Origin of the sequence: Ligilactobacillus salitolerans (assembly GCF_003864415.1) — a bacterium.
In the GTDB taxonomy this organism is placed as follows: Bacteria; Bacillota; Bacilli; order Lactobacillales; family Lactobacillaceae; genus Ligilactobacillus; species Ligilactobacillus salitolerans.
The window spans coordinates 68,867-88,026 of record NZ_BFFP01000006.1 but is presented as its reverse complement, the minus strand read 5'-3'; the positions used below and the strand labels follow the sequence as shown (position 1 = coordinate 88,026).

At 42.8% G+C, this 19,160-nt stretch carries 19 protein-coding genes; 2 read left to right on the top strand and 17 right to left on the bottom strand.

The window, feature by feature from the left end; all coding sequences use genetic code 11:
• Window positions 1–145 precede the first annotated feature (145 nt).
• Entirely contained in the window at window positions 146–715 is a 570-nt protein-coding gene (locus LFYK43_RS03090; protein ID WP_124975329.1) for a hypothetical protein, read from the top strand.
• 175 nt (window positions 716–890) lie between these two features.
• Here LFYK43_RS03090 and LFYK43_RS03085 read toward each other — a convergent pair whose 3' ends face one another.
• On the bottom strand, window positions 891–1,730 hold the full coding sequence (locus tag LFYK43_RS03085; RefSeq protein WP_124975327.1) for an aldo/keto reductase: 840 nt from the start codon (window positions 1,728–1,730) through the stop codon (window positions 891–893).
• Between the two features lie 170 nt (window positions 1,731–1,900).
• Between LFYK43_RS03085 and LFYK43_RS03080 the strand changes: the two genes are divergently transcribed.
• Entirely contained in the window at window positions 1,901–2,398 is a 498-nt protein-coding gene (locus tag LFYK43_RS03080) for a GNAT family N-acetyltransferase (RefSeq protein ID WP_124975326.1), read from the top strand.
• Between the two features lie 40 nt (window positions 2,399–2,438).
• Here LFYK43_RS03080 and glyA read toward each other — a convergent pair whose 3' ends face one another.
• From glyA to rimP, 16 genes are all read right to left on the bottom strand, one after another.
• Window positions 2,439–3,704 carry a serine hydroxymethyltransferase gene (gene glyA / locus LFYK43_RS03075; protein ID WP_124975324.1) on the bottom strand — a complete coding sequence of 422 codons (1,266 nt, stop codon included), beginning with the start codon at window positions 3,702–3,704 and terminating at the stop codon, window positions 2,439–2,441.
• A gap of 131 nt (window positions 3,705–3,835) precedes the next feature.
• Complete coding sequence (locus LFYK43_RS03070; protein WP_124975322.1) at window positions 3,836–5,566, bottom strand: pyruvate oxidase; 1,731 nt, start codon at window positions 5,564–5,566, stop codon at window positions 3,836–3,838.
• A 215-nt stretch (window positions 5,567–5,781) separates the two neighbouring features.
• Entirely contained in the window at window positions 5,782–6,333 is a 552-nt protein-coding gene (locus tag LFYK43_RS03065) for a GNAT family N-acetyltransferase (protein ID WP_124975320.1), read from the bottom strand.
• Between the two features lie 83 nt (window positions 6,334–6,416).
• Window positions 6,417–6,932, bottom strand: a complete 516-nt coding sequence (locus LFYK43_RS03060; RefSeq protein ID WP_124975318.1) for a nucleoside 2-deoxyribosyltransferase — start codon at window positions 6,930–6,932, stop codon at window positions 6,417–6,419.
• Window positions 6,933–7,070: 138 nt separating this feature from the next.
• The gene (gene dnaJ / locus LFYK43_RS03055) at window positions 7,071–8,192 is read right to left on the bottom strand and encodes a molecular chaperone DnaJ (RefSeq protein WP_124975316.1); all 1,122 of its coding nucleotides are present in this window, start codon (window positions 8,190–8,192) and stop codon (window positions 7,071–7,073) included.
• A 111-nt stretch (window positions 8,193–8,303) separates the two neighbouring features.
• Entirely contained in the window at window positions 8,304–10,154 is a 1,851-nt protein-coding gene (gene dnaK, locus LFYK43_RS03050; RefSeq protein WP_124975314.1) for a molecular chaperone DnaK, read from the bottom strand.
• A gap of 49 nt (window positions 10,155–10,203) precedes the next feature.
• The gene (gene grpE / locus LFYK43_RS03045; RefSeq protein WP_124975312.1) at window positions 10,204–10,821 is read right to left on the bottom strand and encodes a nucleotide exchange factor GrpE; all 618 of its coding nucleotides are present in this window, start codon (window positions 10,819–10,821) and stop codon (window positions 10,204–10,206) included.
• Entirely contained in the window at window positions 10,814–11,848 is a 1,035-nt protein-coding gene (gene hrcA, locus LFYK43_RS03040; protein WP_124975310.1) for a heat-inducible transcriptional repressor HrcA, read from the bottom strand. The genes grpE and hrcA overlap by 8 nt, the downstream gene beginning before the upstream one ends.
• Before the next feature lie 116 nt (window positions 11,849–11,964).
• Window positions 11,965–12,930 carry a riboflavin biosynthesis protein RibF gene (gene ribF / locus LFYK43_RS03035; RefSeq protein ID WP_124975308.1) on the bottom strand — a complete coding sequence of 322 codons (966 nt, stop codon included), beginning with the start codon at window positions 12,928–12,930 and terminating at the stop codon, window positions 11,965–11,967.
• A gap of 13 nt (window positions 12,931–12,943) precedes the next feature.
• Window positions 12,944–13,858, bottom strand: a complete 915-nt coding sequence (truB, locus tag LFYK43_RS03030) for a tRNA pseudouridine(55) synthase TruB (RefSeq protein ID WP_124975306.1) — start codon at window positions 13,856–13,858, stop codon at window positions 12,944–12,946.
• 186 nt (window positions 13,859–14,044) lie between these two features.
• Window positions 14,045–14,401, bottom strand: coding sequence for a 30S ribosome-binding factor RbfA (gene rbfA, locus LFYK43_RS03025; protein WP_124975304.1), 357 nt, complete (start codon window positions 14,399–14,401; stop codon window positions 14,045–14,047).
• A gap of 46 nt (window positions 14,402–14,447) precedes the next feature.
• Window positions 14,448–16,790, bottom strand: coding sequence for a translation initiation factor IF-2 (gene infB / locus LFYK43_RS03020; RefSeq protein ID WP_124975302.1), 2,343 nt, complete (start codon window positions 16,788–16,790; stop codon window positions 14,448–14,450).
• A gap of 76 nt (window positions 16,791–16,866) precedes the next feature.
• A complete protein-coding gene (locus LFYK43_RS03015) occupies window positions 16,867–17,172 on the bottom strand; it encodes a YlxQ-related RNA-binding protein (RefSeq protein ID WP_124975300.1) in 306 nt (101 codons plus the stop codon).
• Window positions 17,162–17,461: an RNase P modulator RnpM gene (gene rnpM / locus LFYK43_RS03010; protein ID WP_124975298.1), complete on the bottom strand. Its 300-nt coding sequence runs from the start codon at window positions 17,459–17,461 to the stop codon at window positions 17,162–17,164. The genes LFYK43_RS03015 and rnpM overlap by 11 nt, the downstream gene beginning before the upstream one ends.
• Before the next feature lie 17 nt (window positions 17,462–17,478).
• Window positions 17,479–18,642, bottom strand: coding sequence for a transcription termination factor NusA (nusA, locus tag LFYK43_RS03005; protein ID WP_124975296.1), 1,164 nt, complete (start codon window positions 18,640–18,642; stop codon window positions 17,479–17,481).
• Between the two features lie 29 nt (window positions 18,643–18,671).
• Window positions 18,672–19,151, bottom strand: a complete 480-nt coding sequence (gene rimP, locus LFYK43_RS03000) for a ribosome maturation factor RimP (RefSeq protein WP_124975294.1) — start codon at window positions 19,149–19,151, stop codon at window positions 18,672–18,674.
• Between the last annotated feature and the right edge of the window lie 9 nt (window positions 19,152–19,160).

Sequence of the window (19,160 nt, the reverse complement as noted above, 5' to 3'; positions counted from 1 at the left end):
AATAACAAACGTCGTCAAGAAACACTAAACGGCATGACCCCAACAGAATATCGGAATAATGCCGTTCAGAAAATCGCATAGGTTTTAATTATTTGAGCTGTCTACTTGACACATAGTAGCCCCGTATGATCCTAGTGCGTATTTTTTGTTAGAGTCAAATGACAAATGGCTCACTTTACGCACAGCTGACCATCCTCTCTGGTTACAAAATGCGCAGCAGTTACAATTTGACTTTGGCAATCCGGCTGACTTGCTCCACTTGCCCCAAAAATTGACTGAATCTCTGCGGTCTGAACGAAAAGCATTTTTCTCATTACCAACTAGTGAATTATGTCTCCTCAAATTTTTGCTTGAGCTCGAAAAAAAAGGCTTAATTTGTGCTCTTAGTTTACCTTCGGCAATAGCTAAGGCACATAAAAGTTTGAGCTTTGATTTAAATTCAGATTTTTTAGCAGCACCATTGTATCTTGGTAAGAGAAATAACCTCAACCAGCTTCTATTGCCTGTTAATGACCCAGAATTTCAAAAGGCATTGGCAATTTTATATGGCAGAAATTTTTTCTTTTCACAATTTAATGGTCATCATCTCCTCAAATTATTACCAACCGTCCAGTGGATCTTACCGATCTTGACTCAAAAACTCTCGGAAACTCTGGACTGGCAAAGCTATCTCAGCCAAAAATTAGCTGCTCCGGCCTTACTCGATCAACTCTGATCAGCACATGCCCCCAGCTAAAAACAACGAGACAAATAAAGCAATCTCTTGCAAAAGATGCACCTGCACTACCAAATTTCGGGCTTGCTTCAAACAATCCATTGATCACAAAAAAGCGCGTTACCACAATATATTTGTATGATACAAGTATATTGAGATAACGCGTTTTTACTGCCTATTCGAACTCTTCGTACTCGTTGGGATCTTGTCCATCGATCCTGCCGTCAGGTCGATCAAGTTGATTAATTGCCTTGATTTCTTCTGTAGTTAGTTCAAAGTCAAAAACATCCAAATTTGCCCTTTGATGCTCCAAATTAGTTGATTTCGGCAAAGGTATGATCCCTCTTTGCAAGTGCCATCTTAAAATAATCTGACCAACATTTTTGCCGTATTTTTCAGCCAGTTTTTTAACAATGGGCTCACTCAATGCCGAATTGCCGCGTCCCAGCGGACTCCAAGCTTCGGTCACGATTCCCCGCTTAGCATCTTCTTTTACACGACTTGTGTTGATCCAATAAGGGTGGATCTCGATCTGATTAACTGCCGGTGTCACTCCAGTTGCAGTAATAATTCGATCCAAGTGCTCAGGCTCAAAGTTAGAAACACCGATCGACTTGATCAAGCCTAATTTTTGTGCTGTCACCAGTGCCTGCCAAGCTTCAACATACAGCCCTCTTTTTGGCAACGGCCAATGGATCAAATACAAATCAAAGTAATCTAAGCTCATCCGGGCCAAAGATTCTTTGATTGCACCTAAAGCATCATCATAATGATGGTACTTACCGGGAAGCTTAGACGAAATAAATAACTGGTCGCGCGGTACGTCGGAATTCCGGACAGCCTGGCCGACAATACCTTCGTTATCATAGTTAGTCGCGCTATCAATTGAACGGTAGCCATCCTTAATAGCTGAAATAATTTGATGGTAACCTTGACCTCCCCGAAGCTGGTAAGTTCCTAAGCCTACTTGAGGGATCTTATAACCGTCATTCAAAACTGTTTCTTGTGCTTGCATCCTAGCATTCCTCCTCTTACTTTTTTTAGTATAACGCAATTCTCTGTTAATTTATTGTAATTTGTTTCTTGTAACCAAAACAGCTTTGATATTATAATTTTGGTAAGTACTGCAAAGCTACACTAACTAATGTTGCAGCTAACAAACTTAAAAAAGGGAGAAACTTGTATATGACAATTTGCTATGAACTTGCTAAAAAAAAGGATTTACCCACGATCGTTGCAATTTACAACCAGACAATTTCTCTTCAGACTGTAACAGCTGACCTGCACCCCGTTACAGTAGCCGAACGCACAGCCTGGTTTGATAGTTTTACTGCTGATAAATACCCGCTCTGGGTTATTAAGTCTGACCAAGAAATCATTGGCTGGCTTGATTTATCCCCTTTTTACGGCAGAGAAGCATATCAACATACAGCAGAGATCAGCATTTACCTTGACCAAAAAGCTCGTGGTCAACATATTGGCAGTCAGGCGTTGAAATTTGCAGAAACACAACTAAAAGCGCTGGACTTAGAAAATGTTGTGGCTTTTATTTTTAAGCAAAACGAACCTAGCATCCGCCTTTTTACCAAAAGCAACTTTTCCCAATGGGGATTATTACCTCAAGTTGCAGAGATCGAGGGTAAATTACTCGATTTAGTAATCATGGGAAAACACTTCAGCTAAAAAAATGTCCTGCTAAACAAAAATTTAGCAGGACATTTTTTTAATTTACTTTAAACGAAATTTCAGCAACCTTATCCGCAATCGGATGTGCCGCAGTCAATTGTGCAACTTGGGTCCTGACCTCTGCCAATTTCTCCGGGTGGTCGTGTTCACTGATCGTCTCTACGATCAGACGAGCAACCTGACGACAGTCTTCTTCATTGAACCCGCGTGTCGTAATGGCGGCGGTTCCTAATCTGATACCTGAAGTCTTAAAAGGACTTAATTTTTCAGCTGGGATCGCCTCTTTATTTGTTGTGATCGAAACGCTATCTAAAAGCTCCTGGGCTTGTTTGCCATTTAGATCAGTTCGTGAAAGATCCAAAGTCATTAAGTGGTTGTCTGTTCCGCCTGAAACAACACGCACTTGATCATAATGCGAAAATTCGTCTGCCATTGCTTTGGCGTTAGAGATCACTTGACCTGCATATTGCTTAAACTCAGGCTGTAAATCTTCGAAAAGTGCTGCAGCCTTTCCTGCGATCACATGCTCCAAGGGACCGCCCTGTGAGCCGGGAAAAACAGCAGAATTGATCTTTTTAGCATATTCCTGTTTAGCCAAGATCAATCCTCCACGCGGTCCGCGCAAAGTTTTATGGGTCGTGGTCGTTACAACATCAGCAAATGGGACTGGACTTGGATGATACCCAGCTGCTACCAAACCGGCAATGTGTGCCATATCGACCATTAAGTATGCACCAACAGCGTCTGCGATCTCCCGGAACTTCTTCCAGTCGATGATACGACTGTAGGCTGAAGCCCCAGCAACGATCAAATTGGGTTTGACTTCTTGTGCAATTTTTAAAATTTGTTCATAGTCTAATAACTCAGTCTCTGGATTCAGCCCATAGGTAAAGGACTGGTAGAGTTTACCGCTAAAATTAACCGCAGCACCATGTGATAGGTGCCCGCCTGCATTCAAGTCCATGCCTAGGATCTTGTCACCTGGTTTTAATAGAGCAGCATAAACCTCTTGATTTGCCTGAGAACCTGAATGCGGCTGGACATTCGCATAGTCAGCTCCGAAAAGCTCCTTAGCTCTTTCTATAGCCAAATTTTCAACGATGTCGATATATTCATTACCGCCGTAGTACCTTTTGCCTGGATAACCTTCGGAATACTTGTTAGTCAAAATAGAACCTTGTGCAGCCCGAACTGCAGGAGAAACAATATTTTCAGACGCAATTAACTCAATATTATTTTCTTGCCGGGTCTGTTCATCAGAAATTGCTTGCCATAACGCTGGATCCAATTGTTGATAGTTCAACTAAACATCGCTCCCTTGAACTTACAGATTTTATTCTTATCTTACCAGAGATAGTTTGAAATTGATACTTCGACTTTAGATTTTAGCGAGAAAAAAACAGGAAGACTCTTCCTGCTTTCTCATTTTCTATCTTAAAAGAAATGGCGCATGATATCCTTGATCGGCGGCAATTTCGGCATTTTTTTATATTTAGCTAAGAACTGTGTCCCAAACTTAGTATAGCCTTTTGCTTCATCAAGCACGATTTGACCCGGCAAGGGAGCATCATCAGCAACATAAGCGTTGATCAAAACTGGCTTATCTTTACTCTGAGCGGCTTTCTTCAGTGCACTAGCCAGCTCTTGTTTATTTGTAACTGTGATCCCGATCCCGCCGGCTGCCTCGGCAAATTTGGCATAATCCATGTCTGCCAGATCGATCGCGTAATTCAACTGCCCAGCAGACTGCTGCTCGTAGCCAATAAAGGCGAGTTTTTCATTGTTGAGCACAATGTTGATCAATGGCATCCGATACTTAACCGCAGTCACAAAGTCTTCCATGACCATTGCAAAAGCACCATCGCCATTAATGGAGATCACCTGCCGCTCAGGATATACCTGGCAGGCAGCAATAGCTGCAGGCAGAGCGCAACCCATAGTTCCCAGCCAAGAAGAGATCGTGTAACTTTGCCTTGGCCCAACCGGCAAGTAACGAGCACTCCAAGATGTCGCCGTTCCAACATCTATTGCAAATACTGCATCTTTAGCGGCAATATTTTTAATTTCATTGAAAAGCACTTCCGGTGCTAAGGGTGAACCTTTCAACTCGGTCTTAGCCTTGACCCAGCCATTCCAAGTTGCCATTGCAGCCTGACTGTCCTTTAAGAATTTACCGTCCGTTGGCTGCAGGCTGCTGTTTAAAATTTCTTCAACCACAGCACCAGCATCACCTTGGATCGCAATATCAGCTGGATAACGTTTATTTAAATGGCTTGCCTCTAGATTGATCTGAATGCTTTTAACTCGACCAGGTTTTGGCAGGTAAGCTGTATATGGATAATTGGTCCCGATCAGCAGCAAGAGGTCGGCATTCTGCATAGCTCGATAAGCGGCCTTGGTCCCCAGCTTTCCAACTTGTCCCAGTGAATTTGGATGATCATCCGGAATGATCCCCTTGGCAGGTAAAGTCTGAATAAATGGCAACTTGTAATACTCAACAAACTTCTGCATAGTCTGACTTGCATGTTTGATCCCTGTACCAAACAAAACGACTGGTGCCTTGGCTCGATTTAACAAATCAACAGCTGCAGCTACTTTATCAGCGGGAACAGTTGGAATGGTCGTCTGGAATGGGACTGCACTTGGCTGAAATGCTGCAGCAACCTTTTGTTGTGGAATGTCATCAGGAATTGTCAAAACAGCAACACCGTGTTTGGAATAAGCCGTCTGAATGGCTTCATCAACGATTTCTGCCAGGTGGTCAACTGAGGTGATCGACCGGTTGTAAACAGCGACATCTTCAAAAAGGTGCGGAGTATTCACCTCTTGAAAATACCCCGTATTCAGCAGATGCGAATCGACTTGTCCTAACAAGGCTAAGACCGGTGCATGATCCATCTTAGCATCATAAAGGCCATTCAGCATATGGATCGCCCCTGGTCCGCCAATTGATAAACAAACAGCCAATTTATCCGTTAGTTTTGCTTCAGCGGCAGCAGCGAGTGCGCCAACCTCTTCATGGCGAACCTGAATAAACTTAACTTTATCCGCCTGTCTTCTGATCCCATCAACAGTAGTATCGATCGAATCGCCTGGTATCCCGTAAACATGGTCTACACCCCAGGCCGTTAACACATCTACTATTCTATCCGCACCATTCTTCATTTTCGGTCTCTCCCTTATCACCAATTCTACTTTTGACAATGTCAAAAATAACTAGCATCTTTGGACATTGAGCAAAAATTAGCTTAATTCTCTCTTTTTAGCTTTGTGAAATAAATTGTTCAAAATCAAGTGTAGCGCATTAAACTTATTTTTTCAAAGTATTATCACAATTTTTTTAAACTTTGCCTCAGAATATGGCCACAATTCTATCTTGTTCATTTTACTGTATGTGAATTCACAATCTTAGCGTATATAGGGCCAGTATAATTATTGATCAAGGTTAAGTATTCACTGCTGCGCAAAGATTGACCGACTGCAACTAAGAAATCATAGGTTACTCCTAATTCAACGATTTTAAAGCCGGCTAATTGAAAACCATTTTTGCGGTAAAAAGAGAGACGCTTTTTGCGAGCCTCAAAATCACTATATGAACGTTCTACTTCTTCAATCAGTAAACAAACCCGGTTGTTGGCATATTTTTCTTTGATCAGCTTCAGCGTTTGACTGCCGTATCCGGTTCCGCGAAACTCGGGACTGATTGCTAAGAAACCCACGTAAGTTAAATCTTTTTCAGTCATGCAATAAGTAAAACCAATCCATTTAGCTTGATCGTAAATGCTCCAAAATTTTGCATTTTTGTCATTTAAGTGAGCTCTCAAAAGCTCAGCTGGATATAATTCATCGGCTGGAAAGGCCTGCTGATATAAAGCATCAACTTGACTAAAATCTTTCTGCTTTGGATCTGTTTCAATTAATTTTAAGTCCATTTTTTTGTTCTCCTCACTTTTTTCTTTCGGGTCAAAATAAATAGCACAATGCATTTTCACATCATGCTATCAGACGTTATTGTCTAAAATACTCTACCTTGATAGGTACCTAGTGTGATATGACGAAAGTCAAACTCAGCTAATTCTGAAAGTTTAATGATCCGTGTCACACCATAGGCGATCATCAGGTTCAACGGTTTGGTATCTTCATCAGGAATCACAACAACGACCGGTTTATTCATTGTTGCCAAAGCCCCGCATTCATAAGCGATGCCATCATCGATCTGACTTGGATTATACAGCATGATCCCGATGTCAGAACTTTGAATACCAGCAATATCTGATCTAAAAGTCTGCACTTGCCACTCAATATCCCCCATTACTTCGGGGTGCTCAGTAACATTGAGATCTTTGTACTGGAAGTCTAACGGATAATGTGAAAATTTACGACTAACAGTTGGGTTGCTTTCAATTGCTTTTAAACCAGCATTCATCAGCGCAACTTGTTCGTCATTAAACCAGGAACAGCCGATATAAGCTTTAACAGGTGAAACCTCTGGATCATTATTTAGTGGTTGGGCATGATTAGAAACAGTCATTTTAATTTCCTCGCAATTATTCTATTTTTTCAGTACTTAATATCAGTTTAAAGAAAGAATCTGCAAAAATCAAATGGAGTTGATCTTTTGTATACAAATAAGACCTGTCAACTTTCGCCAACAAGTCTTATCAATTTACTATTTTTTAAACCGATCAAAAAATGAAGCATCACCGGTTGGTTTTTCACCTGACGCAGCTGCAAAGGCGTGCAAAGCTTCCTTTTGTTTCTTATTAAGCTTAGATGGTGTCACAACCTTAACGGTCACTTTCTGGTCACCATTACCTTTACCGCGCAAGCGCGGTGCACCCTTACCCCGTAGTTTAAAGGTCGTGTCAGTTTGCGTGCCCGCGGGAATAGTTAATGTCACTTTACCGTGAACTGTCTTTACTTCGATCTCATCTCCCAGTGCAGCCTGAGTAAACGAAATATTTTGATTCAAGTAAATATCGGCACCTTTACGTGTATAAATTTTGCTTGGCGCAACATAAAAGACAATATAAAGGTCGCCATAGGGGCCGCCATTTTGTCCAGCTTCACCTTGTCCTTGGAGACGCATCTGGTTGCCATCTTCGACACCTGCAGGTACTGTCACCTCAACCGCGTGTTTTTCTTCCACATGACCGCGGCCATGACAAACTGGACATTTATCTTTGATTTCTTTACCGGTACCGCCACACTGGTCACATTGCTGCTGAGTCATTACTCGACCCAATGGAGTCTGCCGTTCAACTTGAACAAAGCCGCGGCCGCCGCACTTCGAACATGTCTGCGGGCGGCTGTTGCCTTTGGCACCATCACCGCCGCAAGCCTTGCATTGTGCTTCACGCGTATAGTCGATCGTGGACTTTTTGCCAAAAATAGCTTCTTCGAAAGTCAACTGCATCTCATATTGCAAGTCACGGCCTTGAGTCGGAGCATTTGGCTGTTGCCGTGCGCGTCCACCCCCAAAGAAGGAACCAAATATATCATCAAATCCGCCGAAGTCACCGAAACCGCCTTGACCAAAGCCGCCGCCGTTGCCGCCAAAGCCGCCTTGCGGTCCAGTTGAACCATACTGATCATATTGGGCTTTCTTTTGTTCGTCACCTAGGATCTCGTAGGCTTCATTGACTTCTTTAAACTTCTGTTCTGCACCAGGATCTTTATTTAGATCAGGGTGGTATTTCTTAGATAATTTCCGGTATGCTTTCTTAATTTCATCCGCAGAAGCGTCTCTGGAAACTCCAAGCACTTCATATGGATCTCTTTGCTCAGCCATATCCGTCCTCCAAATCGATTCGTCTTACATCCTTCAAGCTTATCACATCTGTTTTTAAATAAAAAGTCAAAGTCCATCTTGGACTCTGACTTTTCAATAACGATCAACTAATTATTTTTTGTCGTCAGGATCGACTTCTTTAAAATCGCCATTGACTGTCCCATCATCATCAGAAGATGAATCCGTATTAGCTGAATCTCCGCCTTGCGCTTGCTGTGCTTCTTGCGCTTGTTGATAGAGTTTGACAGACATATCCTGAACTAACTTCGTCAAGTCGTCTTTCTTAGTCTTCATTTCTTCAACATTGTTTTCTTCTTGTGCTTTCTTCAAAGCTTCAAGAGCATCTTTGATCTTGCTTGTTTCATCTTCACTAACAGCTTGATTATCTTTGACTTCATCCAAAGTCTTTTGCGTCTGGAAGATCAACTGATCGACTTCATTCTTCAAGTCAACTTCGTCTTTGCGTTTCTTATCGTTTTCTTCGTTAGCCTTAGCTTCATTGACCATCCGATCGATTTCTTCATCTGATAGACCAGAAGAACTCTTGATCGTGATTTTTTGTTCCTTGTTAGTACCCAAGTCCTTAGCAGAAACGTTAACGATCCCGTTCTTATCGATATCAAATGAAACTTGGATCTGCGGAACACCACGAGGAGCAGCAGGAATATCTGCCAATTGGAAACGGCCTAAAGTCTTGTTGTCAGCAGCCATTGGACGTTCACCTTGCAAGACATGGATGTCTACAGCTGGCTGGTTATCAGCAGCCGTTGAGAAAACTTGTGACTTAGATGTTGGGATCGTAGTATTGCGATCGATCAATTTAGTGAAGACCCCACCCATGGTTTCAATTCCCAATGATAATGGAGTAACATCCAACAAGACAACATCCTTAACATCACCAGTGATCACACCAGCTTGGATAGCAGCACCCAAAGCAACGGCTTCATCAGGGTTAACTGATTCATTAGGCTTATGTCCAGTTTCTTTTTCAACTAACTCTTTAACTGCAGGAATCCGAGTTGAACCGCCAACTAAGATCACTTCGTCAAGGTCGCCATTAGATAAACCAGCATCGGATAAAGCATTTTGCACTGGAACACGAGTTTTTTCAACTAAGTCGGAAGTTAATTCGTTAAACTTAGCGCGTGTCAAAGTTGTTTCCAAATGCAATGGGCCAGCGTCACCGGCAGTGATAAATGGCAGTGAGATCTGTGCTGAACTAATACCAGACAAGTCTTTCTTAGCCTTTTCAGCAGCATCTTTCAAACGTTGCATAGCCATCTTGTCATTTGACAAATCAATACCATTTTCCTGTTTAAAGTTATCAACTAACCATTCGATGATTTTGTTGTCAAAATCATCACCACCCAAGTGAGTATCCCCATTGGTTGAAAGCACTTGGAAAACGCCATCGCCTAATTCGAGGATCGAAACATCGAATGTCCCGCCGCCCAAATCGTAAACCATGATTTTTTCATCTTTATCAGTTTTATCCAAGCCGTAAGCTAAAGCAGCAGCTGTCGGCTCGTTGACGATTCGTTCAACTTTCAAACCTGCGATCTTACCAGCGTCTTTAGTTGCTTGGCGCTGAGAATCATTGAAGTAAGCAGGAACAGTGATCACAGCTTGTGACACTGATTCGCCCAAGTAGGACTCTGCATATTCTTTGATGTGCTGCAAAATCATTGCAGAAATTTCTTGTGGTGTATAGCTCTTATCAGCTACTGAAACTTTATAGTTAGCTTCTCCCATGTGACTCTTGATCGAAGAGACAGTATCTGGGTTAGTAATTGCCTGACGCTTAGCAACTTCACCGACCTGAGTTTCACCGTTCTTAAAAGAAACTACGGATGGTGTAGTCCGGTTACCTTCTGGATTAGTAATAATTTTTGCATCTTTACCTTCAAGAACAGCAACTGCAGAGTTTGTTGTCCCTAAATCAATACCAATAACTTTTGACATACAATTCTACCTCTCTTAAAAATTTATTTTTAATAGTGTTTAACGTTTTTTACTGGGCAACAACGACCATTGCCGGTCTTAGAACGCGATCTTTTAACAAGTAACCTTCTTGGAAAACTTGAACGACCGTTTCCGGTTCTTGTCCTTCTTCAACGGGCACAGTCTTAATTGCCTGATGGAACTTCGGATCAAACTTCTGACCCAAAGCCTCGATCTGCGTGACATCATTACTGGAAAGAGCCTGCCGAATATCTTTGGCAACCATTTCCACGCCCTTTTTCAACTGCTTCGAGCTTTCATCAGCAACATCGATCTCTAAGGCACGAGATAAATTATCAATAGCTGGTAAGATAGCCTGAGCCAAGGATTGGCCCGCATATTTAAGCAGGCGCTCCTGCTCTTTTTTATAGCGAGTCTGCGTGTTGGCGATTTCCGCTTCGGCACGCAAGTATTTATCCTCAGTTTCATCAACCTTCTGCTCTAATTCTTCGATCTTCGCCTGTGCTTCTTTCAGTGCATCTTTTTGAGCAGCTTTTTTAGAAGATTTCTTCTGCTTATTTTCTTTTTTGTTCTCGTCTGTTTGAACAGACGCTGTCTTTGGTTCAGTCTGTTTTTCCTGCTCTTTTTTTTCTTCTGCAGCCAAATCCACACCCCTTTTCTTAATCATTGAAGTTGCGATAATAACTGCTTAACCGCCGAGATAGTTCCATACTGAAAGCATCCATTAATCCTAAGACCTTTGAATACTGCATATTCGTTGGCCCTAAGATCGCGATCAAACCTTCACCATTATTACCGTCAAAATATTTAGCTGAGATCACGCTGTAATCGCTGAGTAAATTATCGGCCAACTCGTCACCGATCAGCACTGCAATATCTTGACGTTCTTGCCCTAAAAGATCACTGAAAGCTGTTCCATGATCAACTAAGCTATAAATCGACTTGACCTGTTCGATATTATCGCCCGTTAGGTAATTGAGCAAGTTTTTCTTACCATCAACGAAAACCTGCTGGTGGACAGCACGCGACAAAACATTGTCAAAAACATCGATCAAACCAAGTGAACCGCGCAGGTAATTCAGCAGTTTAGGCGCATTGAGCCGCAGCTGAGAGTTGATCTGTGTTAACGGCATTCCTACAACTTTGTCATTGATCAAACGGACAACTGCTTCCAGCTGGTCTCCGTGGATCCCTGCTGGCAAAGTTACAATTTGACTTTCAACTGTCCCATCATTGGTCACCATAATTAACATCACTTGTGATGTACCTAGGGGCACCAATCTGAATCCTTCCAACTTGATGTCTTTTGAACCAGGTTTCAAGGAAATGGCAGTATAGTCAGTCATCTCTGACAATAACTTAGCTGACGTTGCAATGATCTCGTCGACCTTAGAAAAGTTGCTCGACAAAACCGCTCGAATATTCGCTAGTGCTTGATGTTTGAGCTTGGTCGGTTTAACAATATTATCAATGTAATACCGGTAGCCGCTTAAAGACGGAACGCGTCCAGAACTAGAATGTTCCTTCATAATATACCCGGCTTGTTCTAAAACAGCCATCTCATTACGAATCGTTGCCGAACTGACATGCATCGGCAGTTGTTCTTGTAGTTTTTTCGAACCAATTGGCTGGCCGACACTCGCATAGTCCTGGATGATCGTCTCTAAAATCAGCAATTGCCTTTGTGTGAGCATCACGATCACCTCTTTTTAGCACTTAACACCCGTGAGTGCTAAGTCAACTAATAATATACACGACATTCACACAAACGTCAAGGAAAGTCAGTGTTTTTTCAAACCGAAATTTAGATCTATTTACGCAAACTTTCGCATGGGGTGACCGCTAATAAAAGTTCCCGCGATTGCGATTCATCTTTTTTCATTTGGTCCACAAGCGCTTGGGCTCCAGTAAATTTAAATGACGGTCTTAAGTACTCAAACCACTGGACTCGCGCAACTTGTCCATATAGATCTTGATGAACGTCAAATAAATTGATCTCCACGGTTACTTCTTGTTGCGGCCCAAAGGTTTCATTATGACTAACGGATGCCATACCATCAAACCAGGCTGTCCCTATCTGAACTTTAACGGCGTAAACACCGAGCGCGGGCAATTTTTGCTGCGCATCTGTTTCTACATTGATCGTCGGGAAACCAAGTTTCCTTCCCCGTGCCTGCCCGTGCACGATCGGCCCTGTTGTCTCAAAAGGATAGCCTAATAGCAAGTTGGTCTCGCTAATTTTTCCTTGGTCCAGCAAATGCTTGATTTGGGTGGTCCCAACTTTGACGGCATCTTCTGTTAGTTCTGGAACTTCAAAAACCTCAAAACGCCCCTGTGCATAATCTGGCAGTGTCTTCATGTTAGCAATCTCCGGTTTACCATAAGTGAAATCAAAGCCGGCAACTGCTCCAATCGCGTGCAAAGCAATAATGTATTTATCGACAAATTCTTGCGGGAGCATGGGAACTAATTTTTCATTAAATTCCACGACATATGCCAAATCAGCCCCAAGCTGTTCAAATAAAGCCAGCTTACGTTTAGTTGTTGTCAGGTAGCGTATTTTCAGGGGATCTAGACCTTGGTAGGCGATTTTGGGAAAGCGATCAAAAGTCATCACTGCTAACTTAGCATTTTTTTCTTGCGCCACTTTCTTAGCTGCCCGAATAACCCGCTGATGTCCTCGGTGAACTCCATCAAAAAAGCCCAATGCCAGGATGACCGGACCTGGTTCGATCAGCTGGTGATCATATGGTTCTGATAAATTAATAACCTTCATTTCCAACCTCCTCTCAAGTTAAATCAATCATTTGCTCAGGCTGATACCTATTTTTTTCTGAATTAAAATAGTACAGACACCTTGCGCGTCCATCATAAAACAACACAAGCTTGGGTGCTGTGAGATCAGTAAGCTTCATTTCAGCCAGTTCCAAAAAACCGCCATTTTGCACTCTTTTCCACTCGGAAATAGATAATTGATAACTGGCAAATTTTTCTAAGGCATGGCTGACCGGACTCAAAGCCTGCTCCAACTGTTCTTGGTCTAAGCTGCTAAGAGTCTGCAGGTCAAGTGTATCTTCCAGACTAAACCCTCCGCTTTTTAACCTAGTCAAATCGGACATCACAGCGGGAACCCCTAACTTTTTACCCAGATCGACTGCGAGAGTGCGAACGTAAGTCCCTTTCTGACAGCCAACTTCAAAGAAGATTTTCTGTTCTTGTTTTACGGTATCATAGACTGCAGGTTTGATTTGCTTAAAGTAATCAACCGTGATTTGTCTTTTGGGCCGAACGACCGGCTCATTGTGACGGGCATAATCATACAAACGTCGCCCGTTGACCTTAATAGCAGAATACATCGGCGGGATCTGGATCAACGTACCAGTTAATTCTTGCATCGCAGAATCGATTGCTTGCGCAGAAAACGACTTTTTTAAGGGTGCTTTTTCGATAATTTCCCCCTCTAGGTCCTCTGTTTGCGTTGCGTACCCTAAAGTGATCTCGCCGCGGTAAACCTTGCCGGAATCCATCAGATAGTTGACAACTTTCGTTGCTTTTCCAATACAGATCGGTAAAACTCCATCAACGTTAGGATCAAGTGTCCCCGAATGACCAACTTTTCCGGTTTTAAAAATTTTCCGACATTTAAAGACTGCATCATTGCTAGTCATTCCCCGCTCTTTATATAACGGTAAAATCCCGTCCATCTCTATCTTCCTCCAATTTAAATTTCAACAGCCCCATGCCGTCTTGCTGCTCAAAAATTTGCCAATAATCTGAAAAAAGCCGCTACAAAACATTGTTTTGCAGCGGCTCCAGTCTTAACAACTGAACTTAAATGTTTGGCCGGCTTGGGTCATCTGATACCAGACAACCTGGATTAAGGCCATAGTTTACTGTTCTTCCTGGTGCAGCTTACGCAATAATTCGTCGATATGTTCGCCATACCGTTCAGATTTATCCTGTTCAAAATGAATTTCAGGCGTGACATAAATGCTTAACCTCTGCCCTAATTCATGTCTGATCAGTCCGGTTGCTTTTTTCAGACCTGCAGCAGTTTTTTCCTGATCTGAGGCCAGATCGGAGAGAATGCTGTAATAGATCTTTGCTTGCTGCAAATCACCAGTGACATCCACACCTGTGATCGTAACGCCCGAAACACGGGGATCACGCACACGTTTTTGTAAGATGTCATTTACTTCGCGTTGAATTTCTTGTGCCAAACGGCCAATTCGGATTTGTTGCGCCATTATTATCCTCCCTTAACTGTCTTTGCAGATCAAACTGCATTGAAAATTATTTGACCGGTACTTCCTCCATAACATACGCTTCAACTTGATCCCCGACCTTGATGTCATTATACTTCTCGATCATCAAGCCGCATTCATAACCTGACTTGACTTCCTTCACATCGTCTTTAAAGCGTTTCAAACTAGCCAGCTTACCTTCATAGATCACGATGCCATCACGGATCACTCGAACGCCGCTGTCTCTTTGAATGTAACCATTCAAGACATAACCGCCACCGATCGTACCAAGCTTAGATACTTTGTAAGTTTCACGGATCTCAACTTGCCCAGTAATTTTTTCTTCGTACTCTGGTTCAAGCATACCTTTCATGGCTGTTTCGATCTCATCGATCGCCTTGTAGATCACGTTATGCAGTCGAATATCGACCTTGTCAGTTTCTGCTTGTGCTCTCGCGCGTGGTGTCGGACGAACATTGAACCCAACGATGATCGCATTGGAAGCTTCGGCCAGGGTCACATCGCTTTCGTTGATCGCGCCAACGGCCTCGTGAATAATGTTAACACGTACGCCTTCAACATCGATCTTCTTAAAGCTTTGTGCCAAAGCTTCAACAGAACCCTGAACATCAGCTTTAATGATCACGTTAACTTCCTTAAGTTCACCGTCTTTTAAGGTATCAAACAAGTTATCAAGGGTCACATGCGTTGTCTGGTGACGTTCACGCAAGACAGCTTGTTCTGCACGTTTTTCACCTGCAGCACGTGCCGTTTTTTCGTCATCAAAGGTCACAAAACGATCGCCAGAGTCTGGAACATCACTCAGACCAGTAATTTCAACTGGAGTTGCAGGTGTTGCTTCCTTGATCCGTTTTCCGCGGGCATTAGTCATAGTCCGAACACGGCCAAAAGTATTACCCACAACGATTGGATCACCGGTATGCAAAGTCCCTTGTTGAACCAACAGTGATGCAACCGGCCCTTTGCCTTTATCCAAGCGGGCTTCAATAACAGAACCAGCACCGTGCTGGTCTGGGTTAGCTTTTAACTCCAGCATTTCAGATTCCAGTAAGATCATATCAAGCAGTTCATCGATGTTTTTGCCGAACTTAGCAGAGATTTCAACAAAAATCGTGTCGCCGCCCCAACTTTCAGGGATCAACTGATATTCTGTCAATTGTTCCATCACATGGTTCGGATTAGCACCTGGTTTATCGATTTTATTAACTGCAACAATGATCGGCACTTCGGCTGCTTTCGCATGGTTGATCGCCTCAATTGTCTGCGGCATCACACCGTCATCAGCAGCAACTACTAAAACTGTGATATCAGTAATGTCAGCACCACGCGCGCGCATGTTAGTAAAGGCAGCATGTCCTGGTGTGTCAAGGAAGGTGATCATTTTGTCACCATGCTGCAATTGATAGGCCCCGATATGCTGGGTGATACCGCCGGCTTCTCCTTCAGTAATGTGGGAGTTGCGCAGTTTATCCAACAGTGTTGTTTTACCATGATCAACGTGTCCCATGATCGTAACAACTGGTGGTCTATCAGCCAAATTATCTTGGTTTTTCTGTTCATCTTCGAAGAATTTATCGATGTCAGAAACATCAACCTCGACTTTTTCTTCAGCATTGATCCCGTAATCAGTTGCTAATAGTTCGATCGTGTCCTTATCTAGGGATTGGTTTTGGTTGACCATTACACCCATCATAAAGAGTTTTTTAATGATCTCAGCTGGTTCACGGTGGATCTTCTTAGCAATGTCAGCGACATTCATCCCAACCGTGTAAACCAAAGTTTCTGGCAACGGCTTGTTTTTCCGTTGTGAAACCGGATTATGCTTGATGTTGACGTTGCGGTTGTTGCGATTGTTTCGACGATTTTTCTTCTTAAAGTTGCGATTCCGATTATTTCCGTTATTCATAGAATTGTTTCCAAAGCTATTATTACCGCGGCCATTTTTTTTCTGGTCGAAGCGGCTGCTTGGATTATTGCTCCCGTTGTTATTCGTCTTTTGCTGTGGACGACCATTAGCAGTGGACGTATTTTTACGTGTATTGTCACGTCTTTCATTTCTTACAGGCTGTTTCTTCCCGTTGGCTGTCTGATGCTCGTTATGCTGACCAGACTTATTAGCATGTTGTTGTGCACTATTGTTGGCACTCTTTTTCTGGGAATTTGCTGGTTTGTGAGCAGCAGTTTTAGGTGCCGCTTTTTTAGGTGCTGTTTTTTTAGGCTGGTAAAATTCACGGATCTGTCGTTCTTCATTTTCACCTAAAACAGACATGTGATTGCCGACAGTAAATCCTTTGTCTTCAGCCACTTTGATCACATCTTTGCTGCTGACCTTTAGTTCTTTTGCTAACTCATAAATTCGTTTCTTGCTCATACCATCAACCTCCGATTAGATTTTACGGAGCAACCGTCCGACGCTCATGAACTAAACGGTCCCCCGTTAGATCTGCCTAAGTCGATAGCAACTCAAGCAACTTGCGTCCGAATCCCTTGTCTGTCACCGCAACGACGCTTCTTTTCTGCCCGATCGCAGAACTTAATTCAAGCGCGCTTAATTCTTGCGACAAACTTACATTGTAGCTCCGACACTTATCACTAAATTTTTTGCGAGTGTTAGCCGCGCTATCATTGGCCACAAAGACCAGCACGGCCTTTTGCGCTCGTATTTGTTTTAAAACCATATCCGACCCTGCAGTTAATTTTCGTGCTCGTTGTGCAAGTCCCAATAAATTTAAAACTTTTTGTCTATTTTCCATTGCCAAATAATTCCATCCGTGCCACTTGATGATCGACATAAGCATATAATTCATCATAAAAAGATGGTTCGATCTTAATACCAAAAGCCGAGTCAAATGTTTTTTGGTCACGGGCTGTTGAAGCAGCGTCCACGTCTAAGCGGATATAGGCGCCGCGACCTTGTTTCTTGCCAGTTGGATCAATGCTGACTTCATTTTCTTTATTCTTCACGATCCGGACTAACTCTTTTTTAGGGAACATTTCACCAGATACAATATCCTTGCGCATTGGAATCTTTCTTTTGCCCATGCTAGATCACCTCGAAATTAGTTTTCACTCTCTGTGTCTGCCTGATCGTCTGAATCAGTTGAATCTGGTTGAACATCAGCTGTTTGTGCTGGATCAGCCGGTTTGTTTTCAGGTGCCGGTTCCACTGCGGCTTGGGCATCTGCTTTTTGAATATCTGACTCAGATTTAATATCGATCTTATACCCTGTCAAGCGTGCAGCTAAGCGAACATTTTGGCCGCGTTTACCGATGGCCAATGAAAGCTGATCGTCTGGAACTACAACCGTGCAGACATGTTCATTCTCAGTTGCAAAACGAACTTCCAAAACATCTGCGGGATTCAAGGCATTAGAAATAAATTCTGCCGGGTCTTCTTCCCACTGCACGATATCCATGTTTTCGCCCTTCAGCTCGTTAACGATCGTTTGCACACGTTCGCCTCTAGGACCAACACAGGTCCCAACAGGGTCAACATTACTATCGTTCGACCGGACTGCAACTTTGGCACGATCACCCGCTTCACGGGCGATCGAGACAATTTCGACAGTTCCATCATAAATTTCAGGGATCTCTTGTTCAAACAAACGTTTTAACAAATCGGCATGCGAACGGCTCACATAAACTTGTGGTCCTTTTGAAGTATTTTCGACTTTGTAAATGTAAACTTTGATCCGGTCATGCGATTTATATTCTTCGCCGGCAATCTGATCTTGGCGTGAAAGCAAAGCCTCAACTTTACCAAGATTAACGTAGATATAGCGGTTATCCCGTCGTTCCACTTCACCCGTTACGATTTCATTTTCATACTGAATATACTGGTTATAGATAATATTATGTTCTTCTTCACGTACCCGCTGCATGATGACCTGCTTTGCAGTTTGAGCAGCGATCCGGCCAAAGTCTTTTGGTGTAACTTCAAAACGGATCGTATCACCGATCTCATAGGCTTTATTGATCTCGAGTGCATCTTTTAAACTAACTTCCAGCCGAGAATCAAAGACCTCATTGACAACTTCTTTAACAGCATAAACGTGAATACTGCCGTGAGTCTGATCAAAATCGACCTCAACGTTTTGTGCTTGACCGTAGTTGCGTTTATAGGCAGAAACAAGCGCATTTTCTAATGCATCGACAACAATTTCCTTCTTAACACCCTTTTCCCTCTCTAAAGAATCTAGGGCTTCAAGTAGTTCCTTACTCATTTTATTTTACTCCTTGTTTACAACATTATTTAAAATTCGATTGCTAAACGGGCTTGCGCGATTTTACTGCGTGGGATCGTCACCTGCTTGAGACGTGTTTTGTCCCGGTATTCCAAGGTGATCTCATCTGAAGTCAAACCAATTAAATGGCCTTCATAATCCTTACTGCCTGCCACTTTTTCATAGAGACTGATAAAAACATTAGCATTTTGCGCGACAGCATTCTCATAGTCCTGCTCTTTTTTCAGAGGTCTTTCAGCTCCAGGAGAGGAAACCTCTAAATAATAAGCCTGTTGTATCGGATCAGGGTCACAAGCATCCAACTTTTCACTTAACTCATCACTGACTAAGGCACATTCATCGATCGTAATACCGCCTGGTTTATCAATGTATGCACGCAAGTACCAACTCTTACCCTCTTTAACAAACTCAAGATCTACCAATTCAAAATGATGTTTCTGCAAGATCGGTGTTGCCAAATCTGTAACTGTTTCAACGACACTGCTCATCCTTCACCC

Coding starts and splice junctions, on each gene's coding strand:
- dnaJ (WP_124975316.1), bottom strand. CDS start 8,192: ATGGCTGAGCAAAGAGATCCATATGAAGTGCTTGGAGTTTCCAGAGAC.
- LFYK43_RS03065 (WP_124975320.1), bottom strand. CDS start 6,333: ATGGACTTAAAATTAATTGAAACAGATCCAAAGCAGAAAGATTTTAGT.
- hrcA (WP_124975310.1), bottom strand. CDS start 11,848: ATGCTCACACAAAGGCAATTGCTGATTTTAGAGACGATCATCCAGGAC.
- LFYK43_RS03080 (WP_124975326.1), top strand. CDS start 1,901: ATGACAATTTGCTATGAACTTGCTAAAAAAAAGGATTTACCCACGATC.
- infB (WP_124975302.1), bottom strand. CDS start 16,790: ATGAGCAAGAAACGAATTTATGAGTTAGCAAAAGAACTAAAGGTCAGC.
- LFYK43_RS03060 (WP_124975318.1), bottom strand. CDS start 6,932: ATGACTGTTTCTAATCATGCCCAACCACTAAATAATGATCCAGAGGTT.
- LFYK43_RS03070 (WP_124975322.1), bottom strand. CDS start 5,566: ATGAAGAATGGTGCGGATAGAATAGTAGATGTGTTAACGGCCTGGGGT.
- truB (WP_124975306.1), bottom strand. CDS start 13,858: ATGGACGGGATTTTACCGTTATATAAAGAGCGGGGAATGACTAGCAAT.
- rimP (WP_124975294.1), bottom strand. CDS start 19,151: ATGAGCAGTGTCGTTGAAACAGTTACAGATTTGGCAACACCGATCTTG.
- rbfA (WP_124975304.1), bottom strand. CDS start 14,401: ATGGCGCAACAAATCCGAATTGGCCGTTTGGCACAAGAAATTCAACGC.
- nusA (WP_124975296.1), bottom strand. CDS start 18,642: ATGAGTAAGGAACTACTTGAAGCCCTAGATTCTTTAGAGAGGGAAAAG.
- LFYK43_RS03085 (WP_124975327.1), bottom strand. CDS start 1,730: ATGCAAGCACAAGAAACAGTTTTGAATGACGGTTATAAGATCCCTCAA.
- dnaK (WP_124975314.1), bottom strand. CDS start 10,154: ATGTCAAAAGTTATTGGTATTGATTTAGGGACAACAAACTCTGCAGTT.
- grpE (WP_124975312.1), bottom strand. CDS start 10,821: ATGATTAAGAAAAGGGGTGTGGATTTGGCTGCAGAAGAAAAAAAAGAG.
- ribF (WP_124975308.1), bottom strand. CDS start 12,930: ATGAAGGTTATTAATTTATCAGAACCATATGATCACCAGCTGATCGAA.
- LFYK43_RS03015 (WP_124975300.1), bottom strand. CDS start 17,172: ATGGAAAATAGACAAAAAGTTTTAAATTTATTGGGACTTGCACAACGA.
- rnpM (WP_124975298.1), bottom strand. CDS start 17,461: ATGGGCAAAAGAAAGATTCCAATGCGCAAGGATATTGTATCTGGTGAA.